Below are 25846 nucleotides of genomic sequence, written 5' to 3' on the forward strand. Positions count from 1 at the left end.
TCAGGTTATCGTCGGCAGGTGCTTACGAGTGCGGCGACGGCGGTTTCGGGCGCGCGCAGCACCTCGCAGGCGGGGATGCGGATGATGGCGATGCCGTGTTCGCACAGCCAGGCGTCGCGATGGAGGTCGTGCTCGGGGTTCTCGCCCATGTCGTGAACCGCGCCGTGGATCTCGATTCCGGTCTTTGCGGAGGGGCAGTAGAAATCGAGCACGTAAGGGCCGATCGGATGCTGGCGGCGGAACTTCAGACCCATTGGGGAGCGGCGCAAGTGTTGCCAGAGGATGACTTCCGGCGGGGTCATGGTGCGGCGGAGGTTGCGCGCATGGCGGATCGTCTGGATTGGCGGCATGCTGTCCCCTCCACCACCGACTGCGTCGGCGGTCCCCCTCCCCATTGCTTCGCAACAGGGAGGATTAGAAGTTAGAATGCCTTAATCCTCCCTGTCCCGCAGGGATGGGGAGGGGGACCGCCCGCGCAGCGGGTGGTGGAGGGGGCCCAAGCGCAAACGAAAAAGGCCGGCGCTTTCGCACCGGCCCCTTCGCTCAGCCTGACGGCGCGATCACATGTGGATCGGCTTGCCCGTCACGGCCATCGCCGCTTCCTTGATCGCTTCCGAGTGGGTCGGGTGCGCGTGGCAGGTGTAGGCGATGTCTTCCGAGGTCGCGCCGAATTCCATGGCCTGCGCGGCTTGTGCGATCATCGTGCCCGCCACCGAGGCGATGCACCACACGCCGAGCACGCGGTCGGTCTCGGCATCGGCGATGACCTTCACGAAGCCGTCGGGCTCGTGGTTGGTCTTGGCGCGCGAGTTCGCCAGCATCGGGAACTTGCCGACCTTGATCGCACCGCGCTCCTTGGCGGCTTCCTCGGTCAGGCCCACGCCCGCGATCTCGGGCTGGGTGTAGACCACGCCCGGGATGACGTCGTGGTTCACGATGCCGGTCAGGCCCGCGATGTTCTCGGCGACGGCGATGCCTTCGTCCTCGGCCTTGTGCGCGAGCATCGGGCCGGGGATCACGTCGCCGATCGCCCAGACGCCGTCCACCTTGGTGGCGAAGTCGTGGTCGGTCTCGATCTGCGCGCGGGCGTTCAGCTCAAGGCCGATATTGCCGAGGCCGAGGCCTTCGGTGTTGGGACGGCGGCCGATCGAGACGAGGACGACGTCAGCCTCGATCACTTCGGCGTCACCGCCCTTGGCAGGCTCGACGGTGACCTTGGCGCTCTTGCCCCCATTCACTTCGGCCACGGTCACGCCGGTGACCTTGGTGCCGAGCTTCAGGGCCATGCCCTGCTTCTTGAAGATCTTGGCGGCTTCTTTGCGGACGTCGCCGTCCATGCCGGGGAGCAGCTGGTCGAGGAATTCGACCACGGTGACTTCCGCACCCAGACGACGCCACACCGAGCCCAGTTCCAGGCCGATCACGCCGCCGCCGATGACGACCATCTTCTTCGGCACCGAAGCCAGTTCCAGCGCGCCGGTGGAGTCAACCACCACGCCGCCTTCGTTGTCGATCTCGACGCCCGGGAGCGGGGTGACCGACGAGCCGGTGGCGATGACGATGTTCTTGGCGGTCACGGTCTTGCCCGCGACCTCGACGCTATGCGCGTCCTTGAACTGGGCGTAGCCCTTCAGCCAGTCGACCTTGTTCTTCTTGAAGAGGAACTCGATGCCGCCGGTCAGGCCCTTGATCGCGTCGAGGCGCTGGCCCTGCATGGTGGGCAGGTCGAGTTCGGGGGTGACCTTGATGCCCATCGCGGCCATCGCGCCGCCCTTGGCCGCTTCGAAGTATTCCGAAGCGTGGAGCAGGGCCTTCGAGGGGATGCAGCCCACGTTGAGGCAGGTGCCGCCCAGCGTCTCGCGCCCTTCGGCGCAGGCGGTCTTGAGGCCCAGCTGCGCCGCGCGGATCGCCGCGACATAACCGCCGGGGCCGGCACCGATGACAAGGACGTCGTAGTCGTAATCAGCCATTGTAGGCCTCCTCACGCTCGTGCTTCGCACAATCAGTCACGAGCGGTAATAATCGTTTCAGCGCAAGTGAAAACCCCGCCCGACCAGAGTTCGGGGCGGGCGGGGCTTGTCAGTCTCAGAGGTCGATCAGCAGACGGGTGGGGTCTTCGATCGCTTCCTTGATGGTCTTGAGCGCGGTGACCGCCTCGCGGCCGTCGATCAGGCGGTGGTCGTAGGACAGCGCGATGTACATCATCGGGCGGATCACGATCTCACCGTTGCGGACCACAGCGCGGTCCTCGATGCGGTGGAGGCCCAGCACCGCCGACTGCGGCGGGTTGATGATCGGGGTGGACATGAGGCCACCGAACACGCCGCCGTTCGAGATGGTGAAGGTGCCGCCGGCCATGTCGGCCATGGTCAGCGTGCCTTCCTTGGCCTTCTTGCCGAAGTTCGCGATCGCCTTCTCGATGCCGGCGAAGCCCAGCTTGTCGCAGTCCTTGACGACCGGGACGACGAGGCCGTTCGGGGCCGAGACCGCGATCGAGATGTCGACGTAGTCGTGGTAGACGATCTGGTCGCCGTCGATCTGCGCGTTGACGGCCGGAATGTCCTTCAGCGCCAGGACCGAAGCCTTGGCGAAGAACGACATGAAGCCCAGCTTGATGCCGTGCTTCTTCTGGAACACGTCCTTGTACTTCTCACGCGCCTCGATGACGGCCGACATGTCGACGTCGTTGAAGGTGGTGAGGAGGGCGGCGTTGTCCTGCGCGGACTTGAGGCGCTTGGCGATCGTCTGGCGCAGGCGCGTCATCTTCACGCGCTCTTCGCCGCGCGCGGCGGGAGCGGCAGCAGCAGCCGGGACCGATGCGGCAGGCGCCGAGGCGGCGGGCTTGTTCTTGGCGGCTTCGAGGACGTCGTCCTTGGTGATGCGGCCGTCCTTGCCGGTGCCCTTGATCGACGCGGGGTCGATGCCGTGCTCCAGGATCGCGCGGCGCACGGCCGGCGAGAGGACCGATGCACCGGCCGAGGCTTCGTCAGCCGCAGGAGCGGCTGCGGGAGCCGGGGTCGTGGCAGGTGCCGAGGCAGCGGGAGCCGCAGCGGCGGGCTTGGCGGCTGCGGGAGCGCCTGCGCCCTCTTCGATCGTGGCGATCAGCGCGCCGACGACGACGGTGTCGCCTTCGGCAACCAGCTGCTGGCCCATGATGCCCGCGTGGGGCGCCATGACGTCGATCGCGACCTTGTCGGTCTCGAGGCTGGCGATGGGCTCGTCAGCGGCAACGGCTTCGCCGGGCTGCTTCAGCCACTGGCCGATGGTGGCTTCGGCGACGGATTCCCCAAGGACGGGGACCTTGACTTCGGTGGTCATGATTTATCTCAAGCCTTCTGCTTGCGACGGAGTTCGGAACGGACGGAAAGATGCAGCGCGTCGGCGACCAGCGCCGCCTGTTCGGCGGTGTGGCGCTTGGCGAGGCCGGTGGCCGGGGAGGCCGAGGCCGAGCGACCCGCATAGCGCGGACGCGGAGCCTTGACGCCCGCCTCGACGGCGGCGGCTTCGACCAGCGGCTCGACGAAGAACCAGGAGCCGTTGTTCTTCGGCTCTTCCTGGCACCAGACGATCTCTTCGAGGTTCGGCATCTTCGACAGACGCTTGGCCAGCGGTTCGCCCGGGAAGGGGTAGAGCTGCTCGATGCGGATGATCTGGGTGTCGTCGATCTCGGCGGCGTCGCGCGCTTCGAGCAGGTCGTAGAAGACCTTGCCCGAACACAGCACGACCTTCTTGGTCGCCTCGTCGGCCGAACCCTTGGGGTCGGAGAGGATGCGCTTGAAGTCGCCTTCGAGGAACTCCTTAGCCGAGGACTTCGCCAGCGGGTGGCGGAGCAGCGACTTGGGGGTCATGATGACGAGCGGCTTGCGGAACGGACGGCGCATCTGGCGGCGAAGAACGTGGAAGTAGTTCGCCGGGCTGGTGATGTTGCAGACCTGGATGTTGTCCTGCGCGCAGAGCTGCAGGTAACGCTCCAGACGGGCCGAGGAGTGCTCGGGTCCCTGGCCTTCGTAACCGTGCGGCAGCAGCATCACCAGGCCGTTCGCGCGCAGCCACTTGGACTCCGCCGATGCGACGTACTGGTCGATGATGATCTGCGCGCCGTTGGCGAAGTCACCGAACTGCGCTTCCCACAGCACCAGCGTCTTCGGATCGGCGCTGGCGAAGCCGTACTCGAAGCCGAGCACGCCGTATTCCGACAGCGTCGAATCCAGCACCTCGAAGCGGCCGTGCGGCAGCGTGGTGAGGGGCACGTACTTGCGCTCGTCGGTCTGGTCGGTCCACACCGCGTGGCGCTGCGAGAACGTACCGCGGCCGCAGTCCTGGCCCGACAGGCGAACGCCGTAGCCTTCCGAGACGAGGCTGCCGAAGGCGAGTGCCTCCGCCGTCGCCCAGTCGAAGCCTTCGCCCGACTTGAACATCTCTTCCTTGGCGGCGAGCACGCGGGCGAGCGTCTTGTGGACGGTGAGGTCCGCAGGAACGGTCGTCAGGGTACGGCCCAGGCTTTCGAACAGCTTGGGCTCGACCTTGGTATCGACGTTGCGGCGCGCGGTCTCGGGGTCGGCCGGCTTGTGGAAGCCGCTCCACTGACCGGAGAACCAGTCGGCCTGGTTGGCCTTGTAGGTCTTGGCCGCCTCGAACTGCTCTTCGAGATGCTCGGTGAACGCGGCCTCGGTCTGCGTCAGGAACGCATCGTCGATGACGCCTTCCGACTTCAGCTTGTCGGAATAGATCTTCGACACCGGCGGGTGCTGGCGGATCTTCTGATACATCAGCGGCTGGGTGAAGCCCGGCTCGTCGCCCTCGTTGTGGCCGAAGCGGCGGTAGCACCACATGTCGATCACGATGTCGCGGCCGAAGGTCTGGCGGTAGTCGATCGCCAGCTTGCAGGCGAACGTCACGGCTGCCGGATCGTCGCCGTTGACGTGCAGGATCGGCGCCTGGACGCCCTTGGCGACGTCCGAGGGATACGGCGAGTTGCGCGCGAACTGCGGGCTCGTCGTGAAGCCGATCTGGTTGTTGATGATGAAGTGGACGCAGCCGCCGGTGTTGTAGCCCTTCACGCCCGAGAGGCCGAAGCACTCCCAGATGATGCCCTGGCCCGCGAAGGCCGCGTCACCGTGGATGAGGACCGGCAGCACCTGCTTGTGCTTGGCGTTCGGGCCGACGTCGTCGCCGATGTCGTCCGCGATCTGCTGGTAGGCGCGGACCTTGCCGAGCACGACCGGATCGACGGTTTCGAGGTGCGAGGGGTTCGGCATCAGGCTCATGTGAACCTTGGTGCCGTCGAACTCACGGTCCGTCGACGTGCCGAGGTGGTACTTCACGTCGCCCGAGCCGCCCACGTCCTCGGGGTTGGCGGTCCCCCCTGAGAATTCGTGGAAGATCACCTTGTAGGGCTTGGCCATCACGTTCGCGAGAACGTTCAGGCGGCCGCGGTGAGCCATGCCGTAGACGATTTCCTTCACGCCGAGCTGGCCGCCGTACTTGATCACCGCCTCGAGGGCAGGGATCATCGACTCGCCGCCATCCAGGCCGAAGCGCTTGGTGCCGACGTACTTCTTGCCGAGGAACTTCTCGTACTGCTCGCCGCGCACGACGGCCGCGAGGATCGCCTTCTTGCCTTCCGGCGTGAACTCGATTTCCTTGTTCGCGCCTTCCATCCGGTCCTGGAGGAAGCGGCGCTCCTCCGTGTCCGAGATGTGCATGTACTCGAGGCCGACCTTGCCGCAGTAGTTGGCGCGCAGGATCTGCACGATCTCGCGCACGGTCGTCCATTCAAGGCCGAGCGCGCCGCCGACGTAGACCTTGCGGTCTTGCGCGGCGCCCGCGAAGCCGTGGTATTCCGGCGTCAGGTCGGCAGGCAGCTTGCGCTGGTTGAGGCCGAGCGGGTCGAGGTCCGCCGCGAGGTGACCGCGCACGCGATAGGTGCGGATCAGCATCATCGCGCGGATTGCATCGGCCGCCGCTTCGTCTATGCGGGACTGGTCGATCGGGGCGCCGCCTTTCGCGGCCGCCTTCTTGATCTCGGCCTTCAGGACGGTGGGATCAAGTCCCTGCGTCCAGTCGTCCTCGGCATCGCCGCCGACGAGGGGCCAGTTGCCGCGCTGCCAGCTGGGACCGGCCTGAACTTCGTCCAGTGCCGCGTCCGGGGTGAAATCGAAACTCTCGTCGCCCATAGGAATCACCTATCGCCACGCCCGGACAGGGTTGTCCGACGTTTTCAGTTTGGCGGGCTGACGGATTTTTCCGGGGAGGGAGGGCCGCTAGTCCGCTAGGTACTCACGCCGGGACCGGATGCCCCTTGCGCGTCATGGTAAGCGCCACATCGCGATGCAGTTCCGTGAAACCACGCCGCGATGAGCACCTCAAGGCCGGATCACCAAACCCCCTTCGTCATTGCGAGCCCCGAAGGAGCGCGGCAATCCAGCGCGGCGTAAACCGCCCTGGGTTGCTTCGCTACGCTCGCAATGACGGGAGTGGTCACGATGATCCGTCCTCAATTCGTCAGGCGAAAGCCTTGATGGCTTCCACCAGCGTCTCGCCGAGCAGCGAGGGGCTGGCCGAAACCTTGATGCCGGCTTCTTCCATCGCCGCGATCTTTTCCTCGGCGCCGCCCTGGCCGCCCGAGACGATCGCACCGGCGTGGCCCATGCGGCGGCCCGGAGGGGCCGTACGACCGGCGATGAAGCCCGCCATCGGCTTGCGACGGCCGCGCTTGGCTTCGTCCTTGAGGAACTGCGCGGCTTCTTCTTCGGCCGAGCCGCCGATTTCGCCGATCATGATGATCGACTTGGTGGCTTCGTCAGCGAGGAAGAGTTCGAGCATGTCGATGAAGTTGGTGCCGTTGACCGGGTCGCCGCCGATGCCGACAGCCGTGGTCTGGCCGAGGCCCGCCGCGGTGGTCTGGAACACGGCTTCATAGGTCAGCGTACCCGAGCGCGAGACGACGCCGACCGAACCCTGCGAGAAGATGCTGCCGGGCATGATGCCGATCTTGCACTCGTTGGGGGTCAGGACGCCGGGGCAGTTCGGGCCGATCAGGCGCGACTTCGAGCCGGTGAGGGCGCGCTTCACGGGCACCATGTCGAGAACGGGGATGCCCTCGGTGATGCAGATGATCAGTTCGATCTCGGCGTCGATCGCCTCGAGGATCGCGTCGGCGGCGCCGAACGGCGGCACGTAGACGCACGAGGCGTTGGCGCCGGTGGCGGCCTTGGCTTCGTGGACCGAGTTGTACTGGGGCAGACCGATGTGGGTCTGGCCGCCCTTGCCGGGGGTCACGCCCGCGACCATCTGCGTGCCGTAGTCGAGCGCAGCCTGGGTGTGGAAGCTGCCGGTCGCGCCGGTCATGCCCTGGGTGATGACCTTGGTGTTCTTGTTAACGAGGATCGACATCGGTTTTCCTGTTCCTGATCGTGGAAGCAGCCGGATTGGGCCGGGGAGGTTCCAAGAAACTATTTTGCCCCCGCGCTACCCATCATTGTGAGAGTATCAACAATGAGGGGCAGTCGCGGGGGCGGTATTCAAAAACTCAGGCGAGGGTGCCGTCGATGCCCTTGCAGGCGACCAGCAGTTCCTTGACCGCGTCGACCGAGACCTGGAGGTTGCCCTTGGCTTCCTCGTCCAGTTCGATCTCGACGACTTCCTCGACGCCGTTCGCGCCGATGACTGCGGGCACGCCGACGTAGAGGCCGTCAACGCCGTACTGGCCATCGACATAGGCGGCGACGGGCAGGATGCGCTTCTGGTCGCCTAGGTAGGCTTCGGCCATGGCGATGCCCGAGGCGGCCGGTGCGTAGAACGCCGAGCCGGTCTTCAGCAGGCCGACGATCTCGCCGCCGCCCGAACGGGTGCGCTGCACGATCGCGTCGATCTTCTCCTGGGTGGTGCGGCCCATCTTGATGAGGTCCGGAACCGGGATGCCGTTGACGGTCGAGTACTGCACGACCGGGACCATGGTGTCGCCGTGGCCACCGAGCACGAAGGTGTTCACGTCGCGGATCGAGACGCCGAATTCCCATGCGAGGAAGGTCGAGAAGCGCGCCGAGTCCAGAACGCCGGCCATGCCGACGACCTTGTTGTGCGGCAGGCCCGAGAATTCGCGCAGCGCCCAGACCATCGCATCGAGCGGGTTGGTGATGCAGATCACGAAAGCGTCGGGTGCGTTGGCGGCGATGCCTTCGCCGACCGACTTCATCACCTTGAGGTTGATGCCGAGCAGGTCGTCGCGGCTCATGCCGGGCTTGCGGGCGACACCGGCGGTGACGATGATGACGTCGGCGCCGGCAATGTCGGCATAGTCGTTGGTGCCAGTGATCTTGGCGTCGAAGCCTTCGACCGGACCACACTGCGAGAGATCGAGAGCCTTGCCCTGCGGGAGACCTTCAGCGACGTCGAACAGGACGATGTCGCCCAGTTCCTTCTGCGCCGCGAGGTGCGCCAGCGTACCGCCGATGTTGCCGGCGCCGATAAGGGCAATCTTCTTACGAGCCATGATCCGTTCGTGTCCTTCCCGAGGGCGGGATTTCTCGGACTTCAAGGCGGCCTGCGCTAATCCCGCAAATGGCAGGTGCCGGTGTTTGCGAGGGCGGCCCTACGCCCCTTGGAAGACCATTGCAACCGGCAAAGGGGTCTTTGCATCAGCTTTTATCTGATAATAGTTCGCAATTGCAATAAAGGGGGTGAAATGGCGGAAAATCGCCTGTTTGTTCACCTGTCGGCAATGTTGCGAAAGGGTTTAGCGGCGCTGGGGATGGTATCGAACGGGGATATGGCGAGCGCAAGTCGCTTTGGGTGCGACTCGTCGAAACTCTCATCCTCCCTGTCGCGAAGCGATGGGGAGGGGGACCGCCGACGTAGTCGGTGGTGGAGGGGGATTGCAACCCACCCCTCCGTCAGTCGCTTCGCGACTGCCACCTCCCCATCGCTTCGCGACAGGGAGGATTAGGCGTTCAACTCGCGAGGCGCTTGGCCAGAGCGGCGGCCATGCGGCGGTCGAGGTGGCGGCATATGCTCAGCCAGCGGGCGCGTGCGGCGGTGTCGCCGCGTTCATGGGCGGCCTCGGCCTCGACGCGGGCCTGTTCGGCGGCGGAGAGGCCGTGGCGTGCGAAATGCATGAGGGCTTCGGCAATGCCGGCGTCGATCTCGGCGGCAGGCTTGCTCTCGATGGAGCGCAGGCTAGGGCGCGGGAGAAGGGGGCCGTTGTCGTTGACCGCGCCCAGCGGCGCGCCGGTGCAGAGCACTCCGGCAATGGCCGGCATCGTCCCGTTCATGGCGGCGGCGAAGCGGATGGTCATGGGCGGATAGTCTCTCTTCTTGGTGGGTGTCGACGGATCAACCCTCTACCCCGGCAGCGATGAACCCATCATGCAGGGACGTGGTTTCTCAAGTCTTGACGATACCACCTAGGGACATTCCCCGGGTGCCTCCGTTGCAATCGATTATCTTCAATTTGCGGGCTGGGTGATCCAGCGGCCGGAGTTTGCGTACTCGGCCTTGATGCCCTGCGAACCCGGCATATTCCGGGCGGTATAGAGCGAATCCCCGCCGCGCTGCTGCACTTCGCTGGAATAGGCGGGGCTGGGCTGGATGGGCATGGTCGGGCTGGTTGCCTGCGCGACCGGCTCTGCCTTCACGGGCTGGGCCGTGCCGAATGCGCGCTGGACGGCGAGCGGGTCGAGCGCCGCTGCTGCAGCGGCGGCATCGGCGCTGTCGTCATGGCGATGCGGAGCGGCCATCGGCTCGCCGCCGAGGTAGGCGAAGCGGAACGTCGCCGCGCTGCCCGCCTCGCCGCGCAGCGCGTAGAAGCGGTGCGCGCCGATGGTGGAAAGGTACTGCAGGCTCGGCGCCCAGTAGGGGTTCACCTGGACGGTATGATAATGCGTGGCGAGGCCGATCGGCGTGTAGACGTAGCCTGCCAGCGCCTGGCGCGCGACGTTTTCGGCGCGGTCCCAGAACATGCGCTGCGGGCGGCGGGCGAGCGAGCCGTCGCAGGTGAACGAGAACTGGCAGCCGGTCGAACGTTCCGACCCCTCGTAGACGACGCCGCAGACGGTCTTGGGATAAGCCGGGTGGGCCATGCGGTTGAGCACGACTTGCGCCACCGCGCGCTGGCCCGCGTCGGGCTCGCTCGCGGCTTCGTAGTAGATCGCGGCGGTCATGCACTGCAGCGCGCGGGTGCGGTCGACGCCGGAGTTGTCGATGTAGATCGGCCGCGCGGTAGCCAGCGGGCCGGAGACACTGTCGTCGGCGTCGGAGCGGATGCCTTCGCCGACCTGCAGCGGGGCCTTCTCGGCTTCGAGGTAATAGAAGGCCGAGCCGGGGAAACTAGCGCCCGCCTGCTCGAACGGCATGGGCAGTGCTTCGGCGCCTTGCGGGGCGGCGTCGGCGATGGCGAAGCTGTCCCAGCCTTCCGGCGCGGCGAAGGCGGGAAGGGCGACGGCGGCGAGTGCGGTCACGGCGAAAGTCCAGCGGCGGCGCAGGACGACCGGGCGGTGCCCGATAGAGCGGGCACGGCGCGGGTAGCGGCCGACGAAATCGCGCGGGCGTTCGAACGGAGCGCCTTGCGAATCCATCACCGGCGCCGGGGCGGCGTCTGGTCCGGGAATGGAAGGGGCAGGGCTCACTCGGTTCCTTTCGGCCGCAATTCGGCAGCACCGGCCTAGCCTGTGCCCGGTGCGCGCGCATCCGGGCATTCCGGGCCGTCCCGTTGCGGTACAGCCACGCTCTGTACGCTTAAGGGCTTAAGATTTGGCTGCACCCCGTCGTCCCGGACTTGATCCGGGACCGTTGGCCGTGAACGGCCGTCCTTGCGGCGTGGCGCCTTGCCCATGGCTCGCGTCTAAAGACAGCCACCGGTCCCGGATCGAGTCCGGGACGACGAATGCTTGCCAACCCCTGTATGCCGCACTATCCGCGCGGTTACGTCATGGGTTGCCCGCAAGGGCCTAAGAGGGAAGCCGGGTGCGAATACCGGCGCTGCCCCCGCAACTGTGACCGGGGAGGCCGCCTCCACCATGCCACTGGCCCGTATGAGGGCCGGGAAGGCGGATGGCGCGACTGACGATCCGGGAGCCAGGAGACCTGCCCGAGACGGTCGTTCCGCAGCCGGACGGGGTTCTTCCGGATGCAGCGAGTGTGACGCGCCATGAGGAAGGCGCGCATGCCTCCGCCGTGAACGGCACAAGCACGTTCAAAGGTTCGGAGGACATATGAAGTATCTGTTTCTGCTCGGCACCGCGCTTGCGGTGAGTACGCCTGCGCTGGCACAGGATGACGAGCCGCTGCTGCTCGACACGCATCCGCGCACGGACATCACGGTCACGGCCACGCGCACCCCGACGCCCCTTAGCCAGGTCGGCCAGTCCGTCAGCGTCGTCACCCGCGACCAGATCGAGCGCACGCAGGCGACCACCGCCACTGACGTGCTTGCCCGCATCCCCGGCATCTCGACCGTGCAGTCGGGCGGTTTCGGCCAGCCCGCGAGCGTTTTCGTGCGCGGTGCCGAGAACGCGCAGTCGCTGGTGCTGATCGACGGCGTGCGCATCAACGATCCCGGCGACGTCGGCGGCGGCTTCGACTTCGGCGCGCTGCCGATCGGCCAGTTCGACCGTGTCGAGGTCGTGCGCGGTTCCTCGGGAGTGCTGTGGGGCAGCCGCGCGGTGGGCGGCGTCATCAACTTCATCACCGCCCGCCCGACCGAACAGTGGACCGCGCGCGGCCAGGCCGAGTATGGCTGGCGCGACCGCAAGCAGGCGAGTGTCTCGGCGGCGGGTCTCGTCGGCCCGGTCGGGCTGACGCTGGGCGGCAACTGGCTCAAGGGCGACGGTTTCTCTGCCTTCAACGAGCGCCGCGGCGGCACAGAGAAGGACGGCTTCGAGAGCAAGAGCGCCAATGCCCGCGCCTCGATCGAGTTCGCGCCGGGCCTCTCGGCCGATGCGGGCGGGTTCTACACCAAGGCGAACTACGATTACGACAACACCGGCGCCGATGCCCTCAACGTCGGGATGAAGCGCGATACGCTGGGCTATGCGAACTTGCGCTATGCGGGCCTCGACGGAAGGCTGAACGCACGTGTCGGCTATGGCATCAACGACACGCGCCGCATCTCCGATGACGCGGTGTTCGGCCCCTACACCACCAACGGCCGCACCGAGCGCTTCGAGGGCCAGGTCAGCTTCGCGCCCATCGAGCAGGCCAGCGTGCTGGTCGGCGGCGAGACCGAGAAGCAGAAGTTCGACGACAACTATGGCTCGAAGGATTCGACCACCATCGACAGCCTGTTCGGCAACCTGACGCTGCGTCCGTTCGCCGGCCTGACGCTGAACGGCGGCCTGCGCTACGACGACAACTCGGACTTCGGCGACCGCACGACCTTCGCCGCCAACGGCGCCTGGGTGATCGGCGGCGGCGACAGCGCCCCGGTCCTGCGGGCCAGCTACGGCGAGGGTTTCAAGGCGCCCTCGCTCTACCAGCTCTACACCAACGCGGGCTTCCGCGCGCTCGATCCCGAGACGTCGAAAAGCTGGGATGTGGGCCTGGAGCAGCCCTTCGCCGAAGGGACCGGCCGCTTCACGCTGACCTACTTCGATCGCAAGACGAAGAACCTGATCGACTATGATCTCGCGAACTGGAACTACTACAACGTCGGCCGCTCGCGGGCGCAGGGTGTGGAACTGGGGATGCAGGTGACCGACTGGCAGGGCTTCGATGTGAACCTCGCCTATACCTACCTAGACGCCGTCAACGAGGACACCGGCGCGCAGCTGGCGCGTCGTCCGAAGAGCAATCTCTACGCCAGCATCGACAAGGCCTGGGCGGTCGGTCTGAAGCTCGGCGCGGACCTGCGCGTCGGCGGCGGGCGCTACGACGATACCGCGAACACGCAGTACGTTGGTGGCAACGTAGTCGTGGGCCTGCGCGGCGCCTTCGCGGTGACGCACAACGTCGAGGTCTATGGCCGCGTCGAGAACCTGTTCGACGAGCATTACGAAGTGGTGCGCACGTACGGCACGCCGGGGCGCTCGGCCTATGCCGGCATCCGCGTGAAGATGTGAGCGAAAGGGCGGTTCCCGGCAGGCGTCGTCCCGGACTTGTTTCGGGACCGCTGGCCGTGGACCGCCCTCCTTGCAATGGTTCCCTGACCCCTCGTCATTGCGAGCGCAGCGAAGCAATCCAGGGCAGTTTGCGCGGCCCTGGATTGCTTCGCTGCGCTCGCAATGACGAGGGAGCACGAGCGCAAGCGGGCTTCGGGTGGCTTGCCGTTACCCCGCTGCTCCTGACGCTCGCCGCCTGCCAACCCTGGTCGGACCCGCCGGTCGAGGGATCGGTGCGGCCGCGCATCGTTTCGCTCAACCCCTGCACCGACGCGGTGCTGGCGGAGGTGACGTCGCCGGGGCAACTGTTGGCGATCTCCCACTACAGCCACGATCCCTCGGCCAGTTCGATGGATCTCGCCCGCGCCGCGCAGTTCGCCGAAGTGTCGGACGCGGTGGAGGATGTCGTCGCGCTCGAACCCGATGTCGTGGTGGCGAGCAGCTACACGCCGCCGGCCACCGCGCAGGCCCTGCGCGACATGGGGCTGGAGGTCGTGCTCGAGCCGCTTCCCGCCGACCTTCCCGAAGCGCTCGCGCAAGTGCGGCGGCTGGCGAAGCTGGCGGGCAATCGTTCGGAAGGGGAGGAACTGGCCGGGCGGATGGAGGCTGCCGTCGCCCGTGCCAAGCCGCCGACCGGCGTGCGGCCGGTGCAGGCGCTGCTGTGGGAATCCGGGGGCATCGTCGCAGGCGACCACACGCTGATCGCCGATCTCATGCGCCGCGCCGGGTTTGCCAATGCCGCTGCCGCGCGCGGGCTTGCTCAGGCCGATTACCTGCCGCTGGAACGCGTGGTGGCCGATCCGCCGCGCGTGGTCTTCACCGTGGGGTCGCCCGCCGGCGAGGAGGACCGGATGCTGCGCCATCCCGCTCTCGCCAAAGTCCGGGGCATGATCCGCGCGCCGCTCGACCGTTCGTTGATCTGGTGCGGCGGGCCGACCGTACCCAAGGCACTGGCCCGGTTCGCGCAAGTGCGGCGATCTCTCGATAACCCCAGGCCCTTCGACAAGCTCAGGGTGAGCGGGGATGGGGGGAATCGCACAAGCTCCGCTCATGCTGAGCTTGTCGAAGCACCCGGCACAACGGCAGACCTTCATCCATGAACCGCCGCCTGATTCCGATCCTCGTCGTCCTGCTCGCGCTCGCCGTGCCGCTGTCGCTGCTGGCGGGGCGAGTGTGGATCGATCCCTTTGCGTCCGACACACACAATGCTTCGGTTATCCTGCTGTACTTGCGCCTGCCGCGCGCGTTGCTGGCGCTGATCGTCGGCGCCGGACTTGGCGGCGCGGGGGCGGCGATGCAGGGCTACTTGCGCAATCCGCTCGCCGATCCGGGCCTGTTCGGCATCGCGCCGGGCGCGGCGCTGGGTGCGGTGCTGAGCTTCTGGACCGGCTATGCCGCGTCGGTCTGGCTGCTGCCGGTCTTCGCTCTCGTCGGCGCGGGCGGGGCGATGGCGCTGCTGGCGTTGATCGCGGGGCGTGAGGCGGGCGTCGCACTGTTCACGATGGCGGGGCTGATGATCTCCAGCCTGGCGGGGGCGCTGACGAGCCTTGCGATCAGCCTTTCGCCCACGCCGTTCGCGATGAGCGAGATCGTGACCTGGCTGATGGGCGCGCTGGCCGACCGTTCGTGGCGCGAGGTCGTCATTGCCGGGCCGCTGACGCTGCTGGGACTCGGCGTGCTGCTGGTGGCCGGGCGGGGGCTCGACGCGCTCACACTGGGCGAGGCGGCGGCGCGTTCGCTGGGCTTCGAGCCGAGGCGACAACAGGCGCTGATGATCGCGGGCGTGGGCCTGACGGTCGGCGCGGCGGTTGCGGTGGCGGGTGTGATCGGCTTCGTCGGACTGATGGTCCCGCATCTCGTTCGGCCGCTGACCGACCGGCGGCCGTCCTCGCTGCTGGTGCCGAGCGCGCTGGCGGGGGCACTCCTGCTGCTCGTTGCCGATGCCGGCTGCCGCGTCCTCCCGCTTGCGGGCGGAGAGCTGCGGCTGGGGATTGCGCTCGCGCTGATCGGCGCGCCGTTCTTCCTTGCGCTGCTGCTGCGCATGCGGCGGGGGCTGGCATGACCGGGACGCTGAACACGGTGGGGCTCGGCATCGCGGGACGGCTGCGCGACCTGACGATGACCATCCATGCGGGGGAAGTCACTGCGATCTGCGGACCGAACGGCGCGGGCAAGTCGACGCTGCTGTCCTGCCTGGCGGGACTGGTGGAGCCCGATACCGGCGTTGCCGCGCTGGGCGGACGAGTGATGCATGCGGTGCCGCCGCGGGAACGCGCGCAGTGCATCGGCTATCTTCCGCAAAGCCCCGAAGTGGCGTGGGACGTCACGGTCGAAGTGCTGGTCGGGCTCGGCCGCCTGCCCTGGCAGGATACAGGGACGGGCGGTGGGCGGACCGCGATCGATGCCGCGATCGCGACGATGGACCTCGAGGCATTCCGGAAACGACCCGTCTCGCAGCTGTCGGGAGGTGAGCGGGCGAGGGCGCTGATGGCGCGGGTGCTGGCGACTGGCCCGGCCTGGCTGCTGGCGGACGAGCCGCTGGCCAATCTCGATCTCGGCCATGCGCTCGCATTGATGGGGCGCCTGCGCGAGCAAGGCCGCCAGGGCCGCGGCGTGGTGCTGGTCCTTCACGACCTGGCGACCGCGATGAACTACGCCGATCGCGTCATGGTGCTGCACGAGGGACGGATCGCCGCTGACGGAGAGCCCGGCCACGCGCTGTCCGAAGACGTCATCCGGAACGTTTGGGGCTGTCCGGCCCGCTGGTTGGGCGAGCCGGGAGCGCGTGCGCTTTCGCTGGGGTGAGCGTCAGCTTTCGACGAAGTGGCCCTTCGACCAGATGCGCATGGGCTCTTCGCGCTTTTCCGCCTCGCGCTGGTGCATCTCGCGCTGGCGGTCGAACAGCAGCGATCCCGTGCCACGGGCGAAACGGCTGCGACGGAACGGAATTTCGGCGCCTGAAGTCATCATCTCTCTCCTTTGGAGAGATAACGCGCAGCGCTTGCGTCCGGTTCCCTCAGCGCGTGCCGACGCCGCGCGCGAACTGTTCCTGCAGATTGGACAGCGTGCGGGCCGGGACCGGGGCGAGCGACCTGGCGGTCTTGCCCTTGCGCAGCGCGGCGCGGTCCTTCTCGTCGGGCTCGATGGCGCGGACCCGCACCGCCGCCTTGCCCTGCGTGCGGATGCCCAGCTCCTCCGCTGCGCCGCGCGAAAGGTCGATGATGCGCGCACTCTCGCCATACGGGCCGCGGTCGTTGATACGCACGATGATGCGCCTGCCGGTGTCGAGCGAGGTGACTTCCACATAAGCGGGCAGGGGCAGCGTCTTGTGCGCGGCGGTGATCCAGCCGGGGCGGAAGCGTTCTCCGTTGGCGACCTGGTTGCCGCTTTCCGAACCATACCACGTCGCATAGCCGAGCATGTCGTAGCCGGGCTGCGCGGCGGGAGTATAGGTTACGCCGCGCACCTTGTAGGGAGGGCCGATGCGGACGGGCACGTCGCTGACGGGGCGGTACTTCACCCCGCCGCCGCATGCCGCGAGCATGGCGACGAGGGACAGGACGGCAATGTTCCGTAAGGGGGTGCTGCGGATGGGGCCGGGCATTCGGCGAGACTACCTCCCGAAGCCCTGCACTCCAACGCAGGCGGTGCGGCTTTCCACAAGCGAAGCCGGAACCGTCCGTCGCCGCCGCAGGTTTTGCGCCCTGCAACCAAGGAGCCACGATGCCGACCATCCTCGAAACCGTGACCGTCGCCGCCCGCGACCGGGCGCGCATGGCCGAAGTGAGCGCGGTGATCGCCCGCTTCGGGCTGGACTCGCTGCTCGCGCGGCTGGGGCTGGCCGGTAACCGGGACGGTGAAGCGCGCGAGGAGGCGGACCTGCCCGCCCGCACCCGCCGCGCGCTGGAGGCGCTGGGACCGACGTACGTGAAGCTCGGCCAGATCCTTGCGACCCGGCGCGACATGCTGACCGACGAATGGATCGCCGCCTTCGAGCAGTTGCAGAGTGATGCCCCGCGCCTTCCGTTCGAAGCCTTGCGCCCCGCCGTCGAGGCCGCGCTGGGAGAGCCTCCCGAGACCGCCTTCGCCGCCTTCGACACCGAACCGCTCGCCGCCGCCTCGATCGCGCAGGTGCACCGCGCGACGCTGCATGACGGGACGCAGGTGGTGGTGAAAATCCGCCGCCCCGGCATCCGCAAGGCGATGGAGGCGGACCTGCGCCTGCTGCGCCACCTTGCCGCGCTGGTCGAGGCCAGAAGCGCGATGGCCCGGCGCATGACGCCCGGCGCCATGATCGACCAGCTGGGACGCGAAATCCTCGACGAACTCGACTTCACCAACGAGGGCCGCAACGCCGACCTGCTGCGCGCTGATCTCGCCGCGATCCCCGATGCCATCGTCCCGCGCATCCACTGGCAGCACACCAGCGAGGGCGTGCTGGTGATGGACTACATCGACGGCACCGCACCTCGCGATCCGGCAAAGCTGCGCGCAAAGGGTATCGACCCGTCCGCCATCGCCCGGCTCGGCGCGCGGCTGGTGCTGGAGATGGTGCTCGTCAACGGCCGCTTCCATGCCGACCCGCACCCGGGCAACCTGCTGTGCCTGCCGCCCGCCGCGCCGGGTCAAAGCGATCGGCTGGCGCTGCTCGACCTCGGTTCGGTCGGATTCGTCAGCCCGCGCCGCCAGCACGAGTTCCTGACCTTCATCCTTTCCCTGCGCAGCAACGATCCCGGCGGCGTGGCGGACATGCTGGGGCTATGGTCGCAGGCTGGGGAAGTGCCGCGCGAACGCCTGCTGACCGCCTCGGAGCGGCTGGTCGCGCGGCATGGCACCGGGGCGCTGGTGCTAAACGCGATGGTGGCGGACTTCTTTCCGCTGCTGCGCAAGGAGGGCCTGGTGCTGCCGCCCGATCTGGTGCTGATCTTCAAGGCGATGGTGACGATGGACGGCGTGCTGGCGGGCATCGCCCCGGACTTCGATCTGTCCGAAGCGCTGACGGCGCTGCGCGGGAGGCTCGTCGCCTCGCGCCTGACGCGGCTGGCCGGGCCGGACCGTCTGGAAGCGCTGCTGCTGGAGGCATCGCGCCTGTCCGCCGATGCGCCGCGCCTGATGCGGGCGGCGACGGCGCGGCTGGAGCAGCGCGACGCCCCGGCCAAGGATGACGGCACGGCTCGGGCGATAAGCCGGGCGGGCGTGATCGTCGGCGGCGCGATTGCACTTCATGCGCTGGCGCTGGTGATCACCGCGCTGATGTAGCTTCCGAATCCTCCCTGTCGCGCAGCGATGGGGAGGGGGACCGCCGCCGCAGGCGGTGGTGGAGGGGGAGGGCAGGAAAACCCCTCCGTCACCGACTTCGTCGGCGCCACCTCCCATCCCTTCGGAACAGGGAGGAGGTTTACCTCGCGCAGTGTTCGTAATAGCCCGCTCGACAGGCGGAGACGTCCTCGCGCCATTCACGCATCTCACGTTCGTAGCGGCGGCGTTCTTCGGCATAGTCGGCGCGGGCGGTATCGTAGTCGCGGCGATCGGCGGCGTAGCCTTCGTCCTCGACATCCCGCCGACCGCGCGCCGAATCGTAATCGCGCCAGCCTTGCGCATACCCGGCATCGCGCTGGCGCACATAGTCCAGCTGATCGCGGTTCATGCGGCGGATCGTCGCGGCATAACGGGCGATCGCTTCGGGCGTCATGGTCGGATCGCGCGGATCGTCGGCAAGCACCGGCGCAGCCATGCCCACAACCAGCGACAGCGCCACCACGCGCCCGAACAGCTTTGCAGCCCCCATCATTCAAATCCCCTGAGCCTGATCGGCGCACCCGACGGGCGCTATCTGCCAGCAGGCTTGGGGGCATGCAAAGGACTTGCGACAAGCGGTTCGTCGCGTGGCGAGGGCGATCAGCTGCCGCCGGAGCCGGGCGCCTGCGGGTCGGCGGGGCATTTCACGGCATTGCCGTTCCAGCAAGCCGGGTTCCTGACCTCCCACTGCTTGCGGTCGGTGCGATAGTCCTGCTCGGCGGCATCGTGGCGATCGAGCGTGGCGTCGTAGGCGGCGGCATCGCGGGCGGTCTTCATGTCGTTGAGGGCGACGGCGGCGTCATGTTGGGAGCGGCTGGCTTCGTTGCGCGCCAGCTGTTCCTGTGCGGCGGCGGCCTGCTCGGCATTGAGCATCCGGCGCTTTGCTTCCGGATCGCCCGCTTCGGGTGCGCTGGCAGCGGGCCGCTCAGTCGTGTCCTGCGCGGAAGCGAAGTGCGGCACGGTGAGCGCGATCGCCGCCGCAGCGGCGAGTTTCGGGATATGGCGCATGGCTTTCTCCTGATCTGGTAAGCCGCGCGGAATGCGGCTTCGGTTCGTCGGAAGAAACGTGCGCGAAAGGGCAGGGTTTCCGGCTTGTCGCCCGGATGCCCCGCCCCGTCGTCTTCAGCGTGTGCCGATGAAGTGGCCGAAATATCTCGAACCGTCGCTGTCGCGGGAGAACTGGAAGACCACACCAAGCTCAGCACGGTCAGGTCCGTACATGCGCCCCTTGAACGTTCCAGAATACCCGTTGGTCTTGTCGGTGAGGGTGCCGCTCACGGTATTGGTCGCGCGGTCGAACGAGCCCTCGGCGATGAGCAGCCCGTCCTGGCGTTCGGACTGGTTGCTGACGACCACGAGCCGGATCGAGCCGCTGATCACATAGGGGGACGGGGTGTAGGCAGGCGGCGTATAGGACCAGTAGACCTTCGACTGGCCACCGCCGACCTGCGACATGTCGAACTCGCGCGAGCCGGGCGTGCCGCCGCGCACGATAGCCAGGCCGCCGTAGCTAAGGCCATCGGGCAAGGGATCGCTGGGCGAGGACGGGCTGCCGAAAATTGCCAGTTGGAAGTTGTAGGCCGGGGTCGAGATCGCGGTCGCCGTAGTGTTCGTCGTTTCGACCCGACGCAGCGCCGTGGTGGCGTAACGCGAGGGGGTGTCCCAATCGAGTGCGACATAATCGCCGGGCTTCTCGAACAGCATGTAAGAGAGCGATCGCTGCCGGTCCGCCGCCGTGAATGACGTCGAGGTGTTCCGGTACGTGAAATCGACCGCTTCGGGATCGTGACGGTAACGCAGTGTGGCAGTTTCGCCTTCGCCCAGAAGTTGTCCGGCGTTGACGTAGTTGTAAAGGTACGGGCCGGACTGTTCGAGTGTGTAGTTGAGATTGTAGCCAAGAGCCGAATCGAACCAGAAGTCGCTCGTGAAGTCGGTCAGGACGTAGCTGGTGGTCGGCGTCGGCGTCGGAGCCGGGGTGGGGGCAGGCGTTGGCGCCGGTGTCGGCGCAGGCGTGGGTGTCGAGCCGCCGCCCGAACCGGAGTCGCCACCTCCGCACGCTGTAAGCGCCAGCGCGCTCGCCGCGAGGGCAAGATTCAGAAATCGCAATGGTATTCCCCCGTAGTCGCAGCGGGAACTAGACACCTCGTGAAGCGGCGCGCAAGTGGGCGCGGAGATGTCCACAAGACTTGCCTTGTGCGCCCCGCACCCCATCTACGGCAAAACCCGCGATGCGCCCCCTTGAAGCGCGCGAACAAATCTGGAACACGTGCCTCCCATGAGTCTCACCCACATCACCGTGCGCGGCGCGCGCGAGCACAACCTCAAGGGCTTCGACATTGCGCTCCCGCGTGAGAAGCTGATCGTCATCACCGGGCTGTCGGGCTCGGGCAAGTCGAGCCTCGCCTTCGACACGATCTATGCCGAGGGGCAGCGCCGCTATGTCGAAAGCCTCTCGGCCTATGCGCGCCAGTTCCTCGAGATGATGCAGAAGCCGAACGTCGAGCATATCGACGGCCTCAGCCCCGCCATCTCGATCGAGCAGAAGACCACCAGCCGCAACCCGCGCTCGACGGTGGCGACGGTGACCGAGATCTGGGACTACATGCGCCTGTTGTGGGCGCGCGTGGGCATTCCCTATTCCCCCGCCACGGGTCTTCCGATCGAGGCGCAGACGGTCTCCAACATGGTGGACAGGGTGATGGCGCTGCCGGAAGGCACGCGCCTCTATCTGCTCGCCCCGGTGGTGCGCGGCCGCAAGGGCGAATACCGCAAGGAACTCGCCGAGTGGCAGAAGGCGGGCTACACCCGCGTGCGCATCGACGGCGAGTTCTACGCGATCGAGGACGCCCCCGCGCTCGACAAGAAGTACAAGCACGACATCGAGGTCGTGGTCGACCGCATCGCGGTGAAGGAGGGCATCCAGACCCGCCTTGCCGACAGCTTCGAGCAGGCGCTCAAGCTGGCCGAGGGGCTGGCTTATGTGGACCTTGCGGATACTACGGTGGCGGAGCTTGGTGCAGGTGCTTCGACAAGCTCAGCACGAGCGGAGGTTGGAGATAAATCCAAATCTCCCAAATCCGCTCAGGCTGAGCCTGTCGAAGCCCCCGCCGCCCAGGCTGCCGCTACCAAGGGCATGAAGAACGCCGGCCTGCCCGCCAACCGCATCGTCTTCTCCGAGAAGTTCGCCTGCCCCGTCAGCGGCTTCACCATCGAGGAGATCGAGCCGCGCCTGTTCTCCTTCAACGCCCCGCAAGGCGCGTGCCCGGCCTGCGACGGCCTTGGCGAAAAGCTGCTGTTCGACCCGCAGCTGGTCGTGCCGAACGAGCACCTGACGCTCAAGCAGGGCGCCATCGTGCCCTGGGCCAAGTCCAACCCGCCCAGCCCCTACTACATGCAGGTGCTCTCCAGCCTGGCCGCGCACTTCGGCTTCAACCTGACGACGCCGTGGGACGAACTGCCCGGCGAGATCAAGCTGGTGATCCTCTACGGCACCGGCGGCAAGGCCGTGCCGCTCACCTTCAAGGACGGGCGCAAGGAATACACCGTCAACAAGGCGTTCGAAGGCGTCATCGGCAACCTCAATCGCCGCATGCTGCAGACCGACAGCGCCTTCATGCGCGAGGAACTGAGCAAGTACCAGACCGCGCAGCCCTGCGAGACCTGCGACGGCAAGCGCCTCAAGCCCGAGGCCCTCTCGGTCAAGATCGCCGGCAGCGACATCGCCGACGCCGCGCGCCTCTCGGTGGCGGACGGCTTCGCGTGGTTCGGGCAGCTGGAAGGCAAGCTCACCAACCAGCAGCAGCAGATCGCCAAGGCCATCCTCAAGGAGATCAACGAGCGCCTCGGCTTCCTCAACAACGTCGGGCTCGACTACCTCAACCTCGACCGCACCTCGGGCACGCTGTCGGGCGGCGAGAGCCAGCGCATCCGCCTCGCCAGCCAGATCGGCTCGGGCCTCTCGGGCGTGCTCTACGTGCTCGACGAGCCCAGCATCGGCTTGCACCAGCGCGACAACGACATGCTGCTCGAAACCCTCAAGCGCCTGCGCGATCTCGGCAATACCGTGATCGTGGTGGAGCATGACGAGGACGCCATCCGCACCGCCGACTATCTGGTAGACCTCGGCCCCGGCGCGGGCGTCCACGGCGGGCAGGTGGTTGCCGAAGGCACGCTCAAGCAGGTGCTCAAGAGCAAGGACAGCCTCACCGCGCAGTACCTCAACGGCACCCGCCGGATCGAGGTGCCGAAGGAACGCCGCAAGGGCAACGGCCACTTCGTCACCGTCGAGAACGCCCGCGCCAACAACCTGACCGGCGTGACCGCGAAGTTCCCGCTCGGCACCTTCACTTGCGTGACCGGCGTGTCCGGCTCGGGCAAGTCCTCGCTCACCATCGACACGCTGCAGGCCGGCGCCTCCCGCCAGCTCAACGGCGCGCGGGTGATCGCGGGCGCGCACGACAAGATCACCGGTCTCGAAAAGTGCGACAAGGTGATCGAGATCGACCAGTCCCCGATCGGCCGCACCCCGCGCTCCAACCCCGCGACCTACACCGGCGCCTTCACCCAGATCCGCGACTGGTTCGCCGGCCTCCCCGAATCCGAAGCGCGCGGCTACAAGCCCGGCCGCTTCAGCTTCAACGTCAAGGGCGGGCGCTGCGAAGCCTGCCAGGGCGACGGCCTGATCAAGATCGAGATGCACTTCCTGCCCGACGTCTACGTGACGTGCGAGGAATGCCACGGCAAACGCTACAACCGCGAAACGCTGGAAGTGAAGTTCAAGGGCATGTCCATCGCCGACGTGCTCGACATGACGATCGAGGACGCCGAGGAATTCTTCAAGGCCGTCCCCCCCATCCGCGACAAGATGCACATGCTGAACGAAGTGGGCCTCGGCTACGTCAAGGTCGGCCAACAGGCGACGACCCTGTCCGGCGGCGAGGCGCAGCGCGTGAAACTGGCCAAGGAACTCGCCCGCCGCTCCACCGGCCAGACGCTCTACATCCTCGACGAACCCACCACCGGCCTCCACTTCGAAGACGTGCGCAAACTCCTCGAAGTGCTGCACCGACTGGTCGACCAGGGCAACTCGGTGGTCGTGATCGAACACAACCTCGACGTCATCAAGACCGCCGACTGGATCATCGATATGGGCCCCGAAGGCGGCGTCCGCGGCGGCCAGATCGTGGCGGAAGGCACGCCCGAAGAGGTGGTGAAGGTCAAAGGCAGCTTCACCGGAAGCTACCTCAAACCCTTGCTGGGAAGCTGGGCGAAGTAAACCGCACATTCCTCCCCGAGCTTGTCTCGGGGAGGGGGCGCAGGCGGTTCAGGTGAAGGGGGAAGAAGAAAGTAGAAAGTAGAAATGCGAGGGCCATCGCCCTCGCGCTCCCGGAACCTTTGGTGGTGATTGGCGGCAAGACGGTGATTCAATATGCCCCAATATGGAGCATTTGTTTCTTCAGATGTGCAGAAGTGAATGGATGCCTTGTGTCATATCCGCATTTTGCCGTAAGAATGTACTGCCTCATGCGATTTGGTGTGAGGGGGCACTGTTAAGGACCGCAAGTGCGCTGATGCGCGCCGCGACTCCGGGAAGCTGGACCGAGATGGTCATGGTTACACGGACTCCGAGATAGAGCGTGGCTACGATATTCGCGACAGCGAGATCATACCACACGAGGTAAATAGCGAACCAACTTTCGAGTTGGGAGTCAGGTTAGTAACCCGGGGGATATGAGACGAACGGTATCCAAAGCCCCCGGGTGCGTACCACCTGATGATGATTTTGATCCGTTAATTGACGATTTCACAGTCAAGGAACGGAAATATATTCATTTTGATAGACCGATTTCAAAAAGTGATCGAGAGAATTTCTCTTTCTCGGCCGATAATCTTTTGAAGCACTCGTTTTGGCCGCTGTTAGGTTTTACTGCCAAAGAGCGTCGGGTCAAAAAAGTTGGTGGTCAGCTTGAGATTTCCCAAAAAGAACGAGAAATAAAATTCGGCTCTCACAAAGACGCTGCCGTATACGAATGGTATGCGAAAAATCTGTCTGTTCGCTATGAGCGGCTTCTGAAAAGATATGACTTATCCGAAGCGGTACTGGCGTATCGCTCGGGTGTTGGCGACAATATAAGTCAAGCGGGTAGCATTTTTTTCCGAAATACGAAATAAGGGTGATTGCCGTGCAATCGCGCTCGATATAACGGGCTTTTTTGATCATATAGACCATTTGTGCTTACGGCGTAATCTAGTGGATGTTCTTGCTGTCGGCACCATCCCTGATCCTGATTTTCGTATTTTTAAGCGAATGACCCAATTTGAATGGGTGGATTCCGACGCCCTTCGAATAAGGTTAGGAAACCTATATGGGCAACGCGGCCGCATTTGTACTTCCGAACAATTTCGAAATATTGTCCGTTGTAAGAGCGGTAATCTTGTAAATAAAAATAAAAAGTCATGTGGGATACCCCAAGGTACTCCGTTATCTGGTTTATATGCAAACATCAGTATGATTGAATTTGATCGCCAGATGGTTTCGATACTGAATAATATTGGCGGTAGTTATCGCCGATATTCAGATGATATTGCAATCATAATGCCATGTGAGCATGACTATAATGATTTGATCGCGCTTGTGAGGAGTAAGCTTTCTGATATCGGCCTCTCACTTAGCGAAGGGAAAACCGAAGTATCGCAGTTTCGCCGAAATGAGCAGAATGTATCTACTGATAGGCGCTTTCAGTATCTTGGTTTCACATTTGACGGTGGAAAAATTCTGATACGGCCATCTTCGATCAGTCGTTATCATAAAAAGATGAGGGCAGGTGTTAAGGCCAAGATAAGGGCTGCAAAGATACAGGGAATAGCAAAAGATAGCATTTATATGCGTGAGCTATTCAAACGATATACACATTTCGGCCGTCAACGAAATTTTCCGCAATATGCGTACAGGGCTGCAAAGGTTCTCAATTCCCCCAATATTAGGTGGCAAATGCGAGGGCATATGGCGGCATTTAAGGAAGCAATTAGATATTATACTGCACGAGCTTATGAGTGAGCATATTTGCATATACTTGATTATAACTTTCCTACACTCCCCCACATACGATAACTAATCCGTCCCCCACGACGCGCCTGTCCGGGCTGTGTCGTGGTCTTTCGTGGCTTTCCTCTTGCGCGAGGTGGACGATGACGGACTTTTCCAGCAGCTTCGGTGTCGACGGTGGGGCGGGGGATCGGCCTTTGCCCCTCCACCCTGTGCCCCTCCACCATCCTTCGGCCAAGGATGCGCTTGCGCATCCGTCTTGTCAGGCTCCCCCTCCCCCGCAGGGGGAGGATCGGGGAGCGCCTCGGTTCGGACGGGGGTGGGTTCCCGCCTCGCGCGACATTGGTATTCCGGGCGAGCAGGCGGGCGCTTCGTCGGCCTCGGGCGCGACGGAAAGGGTCCGGGAGCG

At 65.6% G+C, this 25846-nt stretch carries 21 protein-coding genes and 1 riboswitch; of the genes, 8 read left to right on the forward strand and 13 right to left on the reverse strand.

Translation table 11 applies throughout. The features are described 5' to 3' along the window. Positions 1 to 5 precede the first annotated feature (5 nt). The 8 genes from PKE80_RS23920 to PKE80_RS23955 all read right to left on the reverse strand — a co-directional run bounded on the left by PKE80_RS23920 (position 6) and on the right by PKE80_RS23955 (position 10625). Entirely contained in the window at positions 6 to 350 is a 345-nt protein-coding gene (locus tag PKE80_RS23920; RefSeq protein ID WP_271184638.1) for an endonuclease domain-containing protein, read from the reverse strand. Between the two features lie 210 nt (positions 351 to 560). Beyond that, positions 561 to 1970 carry a dihydrolipoyl dehydrogenase gene (lpdA, locus tag PKE80_RS23925; protein WP_036527261.1) on the reverse strand — a complete coding sequence of 470 codons (1410 nt, stop codon included), beginning with the start codon at positions 1968 to 1970 and terminating at the stop codon, positions 561 to 563. Positions 1971 to 2085: 115 nt separating this feature from the next. Further along, positions 2086 to 3318, reverse strand: a complete 1233-nt coding sequence (odhB, locus tag PKE80_RS23930) for a 2-oxoglutarate dehydrogenase complex dihydrolipoyllysine-residue succinyltransferase (RefSeq protein ID WP_271184639.1) — start codon at positions 3316 to 3318, stop codon at positions 2086 to 2088. A gap of 8 nt (positions 3319 to 3326) precedes the next feature. Beyond that, on the reverse strand, positions 3327 to 6176 hold the full coding sequence (locus PKE80_RS23935; protein ID WP_008832365.1) for a 2-oxoglutarate dehydrogenase E1 component: 2850 nt from the start codon (positions 6174 to 6176) through the stop codon (positions 3327 to 3329). A 328-nt stretch (positions 6177 to 6504) separates the two neighbouring features. Then, positions 6505 to 7395, reverse strand: a complete 891-nt coding sequence (sucD, locus tag PKE80_RS23940) for a succinate--CoA ligase subunit alpha (protein WP_008832364.1) — start codon at positions 7393 to 7395, stop codon at positions 6505 to 6507. A gap of 136 nt (positions 7396 to 7531) precedes the next feature. Beyond that, positions 7532 to 8494, reverse strand: a complete 963-nt coding sequence (mdh, locus tag PKE80_RS23945) for a malate dehydrogenase (protein ID WP_008832363.1) — start codon at positions 8492 to 8494, stop codon at positions 7532 to 7534. A 457-nt stretch (positions 8495 to 8951) separates the two neighbouring features. Further along, entirely contained in the window at positions 8952 to 9296 is a 345-nt protein-coding gene (locus PKE80_RS23950) for a hypothetical protein (RefSeq protein WP_008832361.1), read from the reverse strand. 150 nt (positions 9297 to 9446) lie between these two features. Next, positions 9447 to 10625 (reverse strand): cell wall hydrolase, encoded by a 1179-nt coding sequence (locus PKE80_RS23955; RefSeq protein ID WP_271184640.1) that lies wholly within the window; start codon positions 10623 to 10625, stop codon positions 9447 to 9449. A 287-nt stretch (positions 10626 to 10912) separates the two neighbouring features. Then, positions 10913 to 11104, forward strand: a riboswitch (cobalamin riboswitch). Positions 11105 to 11210: 106 nt separating this feature from the next. On the opposite strand from PKE80_RS23955, the gene PKE80_RS23960 reads away from it, so the two are divergent. From PKE80_RS23960 to PKE80_RS23975, 4 genes are all read left to right on the forward strand, one after another. After that, positions 11211 to 13055: a TonB-dependent receptor domain-containing protein gene (locus PKE80_RS23960; RefSeq protein WP_271184641.1), complete on the forward strand. Its 1845-nt coding sequence runs from the start codon at positions 11211 to 11213 to the stop codon at positions 13053 to 13055. Between the two features lie 143 nt (positions 13056 to 13198). Next, entirely contained in the window at positions 13199 to 14194 is a 996-nt protein-coding gene (locus PKE80_RS23965; protein WP_271184642.1) for an ABC transporter substrate-binding protein, read from the forward strand. Continuing rightward, entirely contained in the window at positions 14191 to 15156 is a 966-nt protein-coding gene (locus PKE80_RS23970) for a FecCD family ABC transporter permease (RefSeq protein ID WP_271184643.1), read from the forward strand. The genes PKE80_RS23965 and PKE80_RS23970 overlap by 4 nt, the downstream gene beginning before the upstream one ends. Further along, positions 15153 to 15899 carry an ABC transporter ATP-binding protein gene (locus tag PKE80_RS23975; RefSeq protein WP_008833418.1) on the forward strand — a complete coding sequence of 249 codons (747 nt, stop codon included), beginning with the start codon at positions 15153 to 15155 and terminating at the stop codon, positions 15897 to 15899. Before PKE80_RS23970 ends, PKE80_RS23975 begins: the two co-directional genes overlap by 4 nt. Positions 15900 to 15902: 3 nt before the next feature. Here PKE80_RS23975 and PKE80_RS23980 read toward each other — a convergent pair whose 3' ends face one another. Next, on the reverse strand, positions 15903 to 16061 hold the full coding sequence (locus PKE80_RS23980; RefSeq protein ID WP_172705215.1) for a hypothetical protein: 159 nt from the start codon (positions 16059 to 16061) through the stop codon (positions 15903 to 15905). Between the two features lie 49 nt (positions 16062 to 16110). Further along, on the reverse strand, positions 16111 to 16698 hold the full coding sequence (locus PKE80_RS23985; protein ID WP_271184644.1) for a septal ring lytic transglycosylase RlpA family protein: 588 nt from the start codon (positions 16696 to 16698) through the stop codon (positions 16111 to 16113). 119 nt (positions 16699 to 16817) lie between these two features. Here PKE80_RS23985 and PKE80_RS23990 point away from each other — a divergent pair, with 119 nt between their 5' ends. Continuing rightward, on the forward strand, positions 16818 to 18353 hold the full coding sequence (locus PKE80_RS23990; RefSeq protein ID WP_271184645.1) for an ABC1 kinase family protein: 1536 nt from the start codon (positions 16818 to 16820) through the stop codon (positions 18351 to 18353). Positions 18354 to 18492: 139 nt separating this feature from the next. On the opposite strand, the gene PKE80_RS23995 is transcribed toward PKE80_RS23990, so the two are convergent. The 3 genes from PKE80_RS23995 to PKE80_RS24005 all read right to left on the reverse strand — a co-directional run bounded on the left by PKE80_RS23995 (position 18493) and on the right by PKE80_RS24005 (position 20498). Next, entirely contained in the window at positions 18493 to 18885 is a 393-nt protein-coding gene (locus PKE80_RS23995; protein ID WP_309299004.1) for a hypothetical protein, read from the reverse strand. A gap of 107 nt (positions 18886 to 18992) precedes the next feature. Continuing rightward, complete coding sequence (locus tag PKE80_RS24000; protein ID WP_271184646.1) at positions 18993 to 19400, reverse strand: hypothetical protein; 408 nt, start codon at positions 19398 to 19400, stop codon at positions 18993 to 18995. 114 nt (positions 19401 to 19514) lie between these two features. Continuing rightward, positions 19515 to 20498, reverse strand: a complete 984-nt coding sequence (locus PKE80_RS24005; protein ID WP_271184647.1) for a hypothetical protein — start codon at positions 20496 to 20498, stop codon at positions 19515 to 19517. Positions 20499 to 20667: 169 nt separating this feature from the next. Here PKE80_RS24005 and uvrA point away from each other — a divergent pair, with 169 nt between their 5' ends. The 3 genes from uvrA to PKE80_RS24020 all read left to right on the forward strand — a co-directional run bounded on the left by uvrA (position 20668) and on the right by PKE80_RS24020 (position 25449). Further along, positions 20668 to 23667, forward strand: coding sequence for an excinuclease ABC subunit UvrA (gene uvrA / locus PKE80_RS24010; protein ID WP_271184648.1), 3000 nt, complete (start codon positions 20668 to 20670; stop codon positions 23665 to 23667). Between the two features lie 455 nt (positions 23668 to 24122). Next, entirely contained in the window at positions 24123 to 24563 is a 441-nt protein-coding gene (locus tag PKE80_RS24015; RefSeq protein ID WP_271184649.1) for a hypothetical protein, read from the forward strand. A gap of 49 nt (positions 24564 to 24612) precedes the next feature. Beyond that, positions 24613 to 25449, forward strand: a complete 837-nt coding sequence (locus PKE80_RS24020; RefSeq protein WP_373877746.1) for a reverse transcriptase domain-containing protein — start codon at positions 24613 to 24615, stop codon at positions 25447 to 25449. Positions 25450 to 25846 lie beyond the last annotated feature (397 nt).

It is taken from the genome of Novosphingobium resinovorum (assembly GCF_027922145.1).
In the GTDB taxonomy this organism is placed as follows: domain Bacteria; phylum Pseudomonadota; class Alphaproteobacteria; order Sphingomonadales; family Sphingomonadaceae; genus Novosphingobium; species Novosphingobium resinovorum.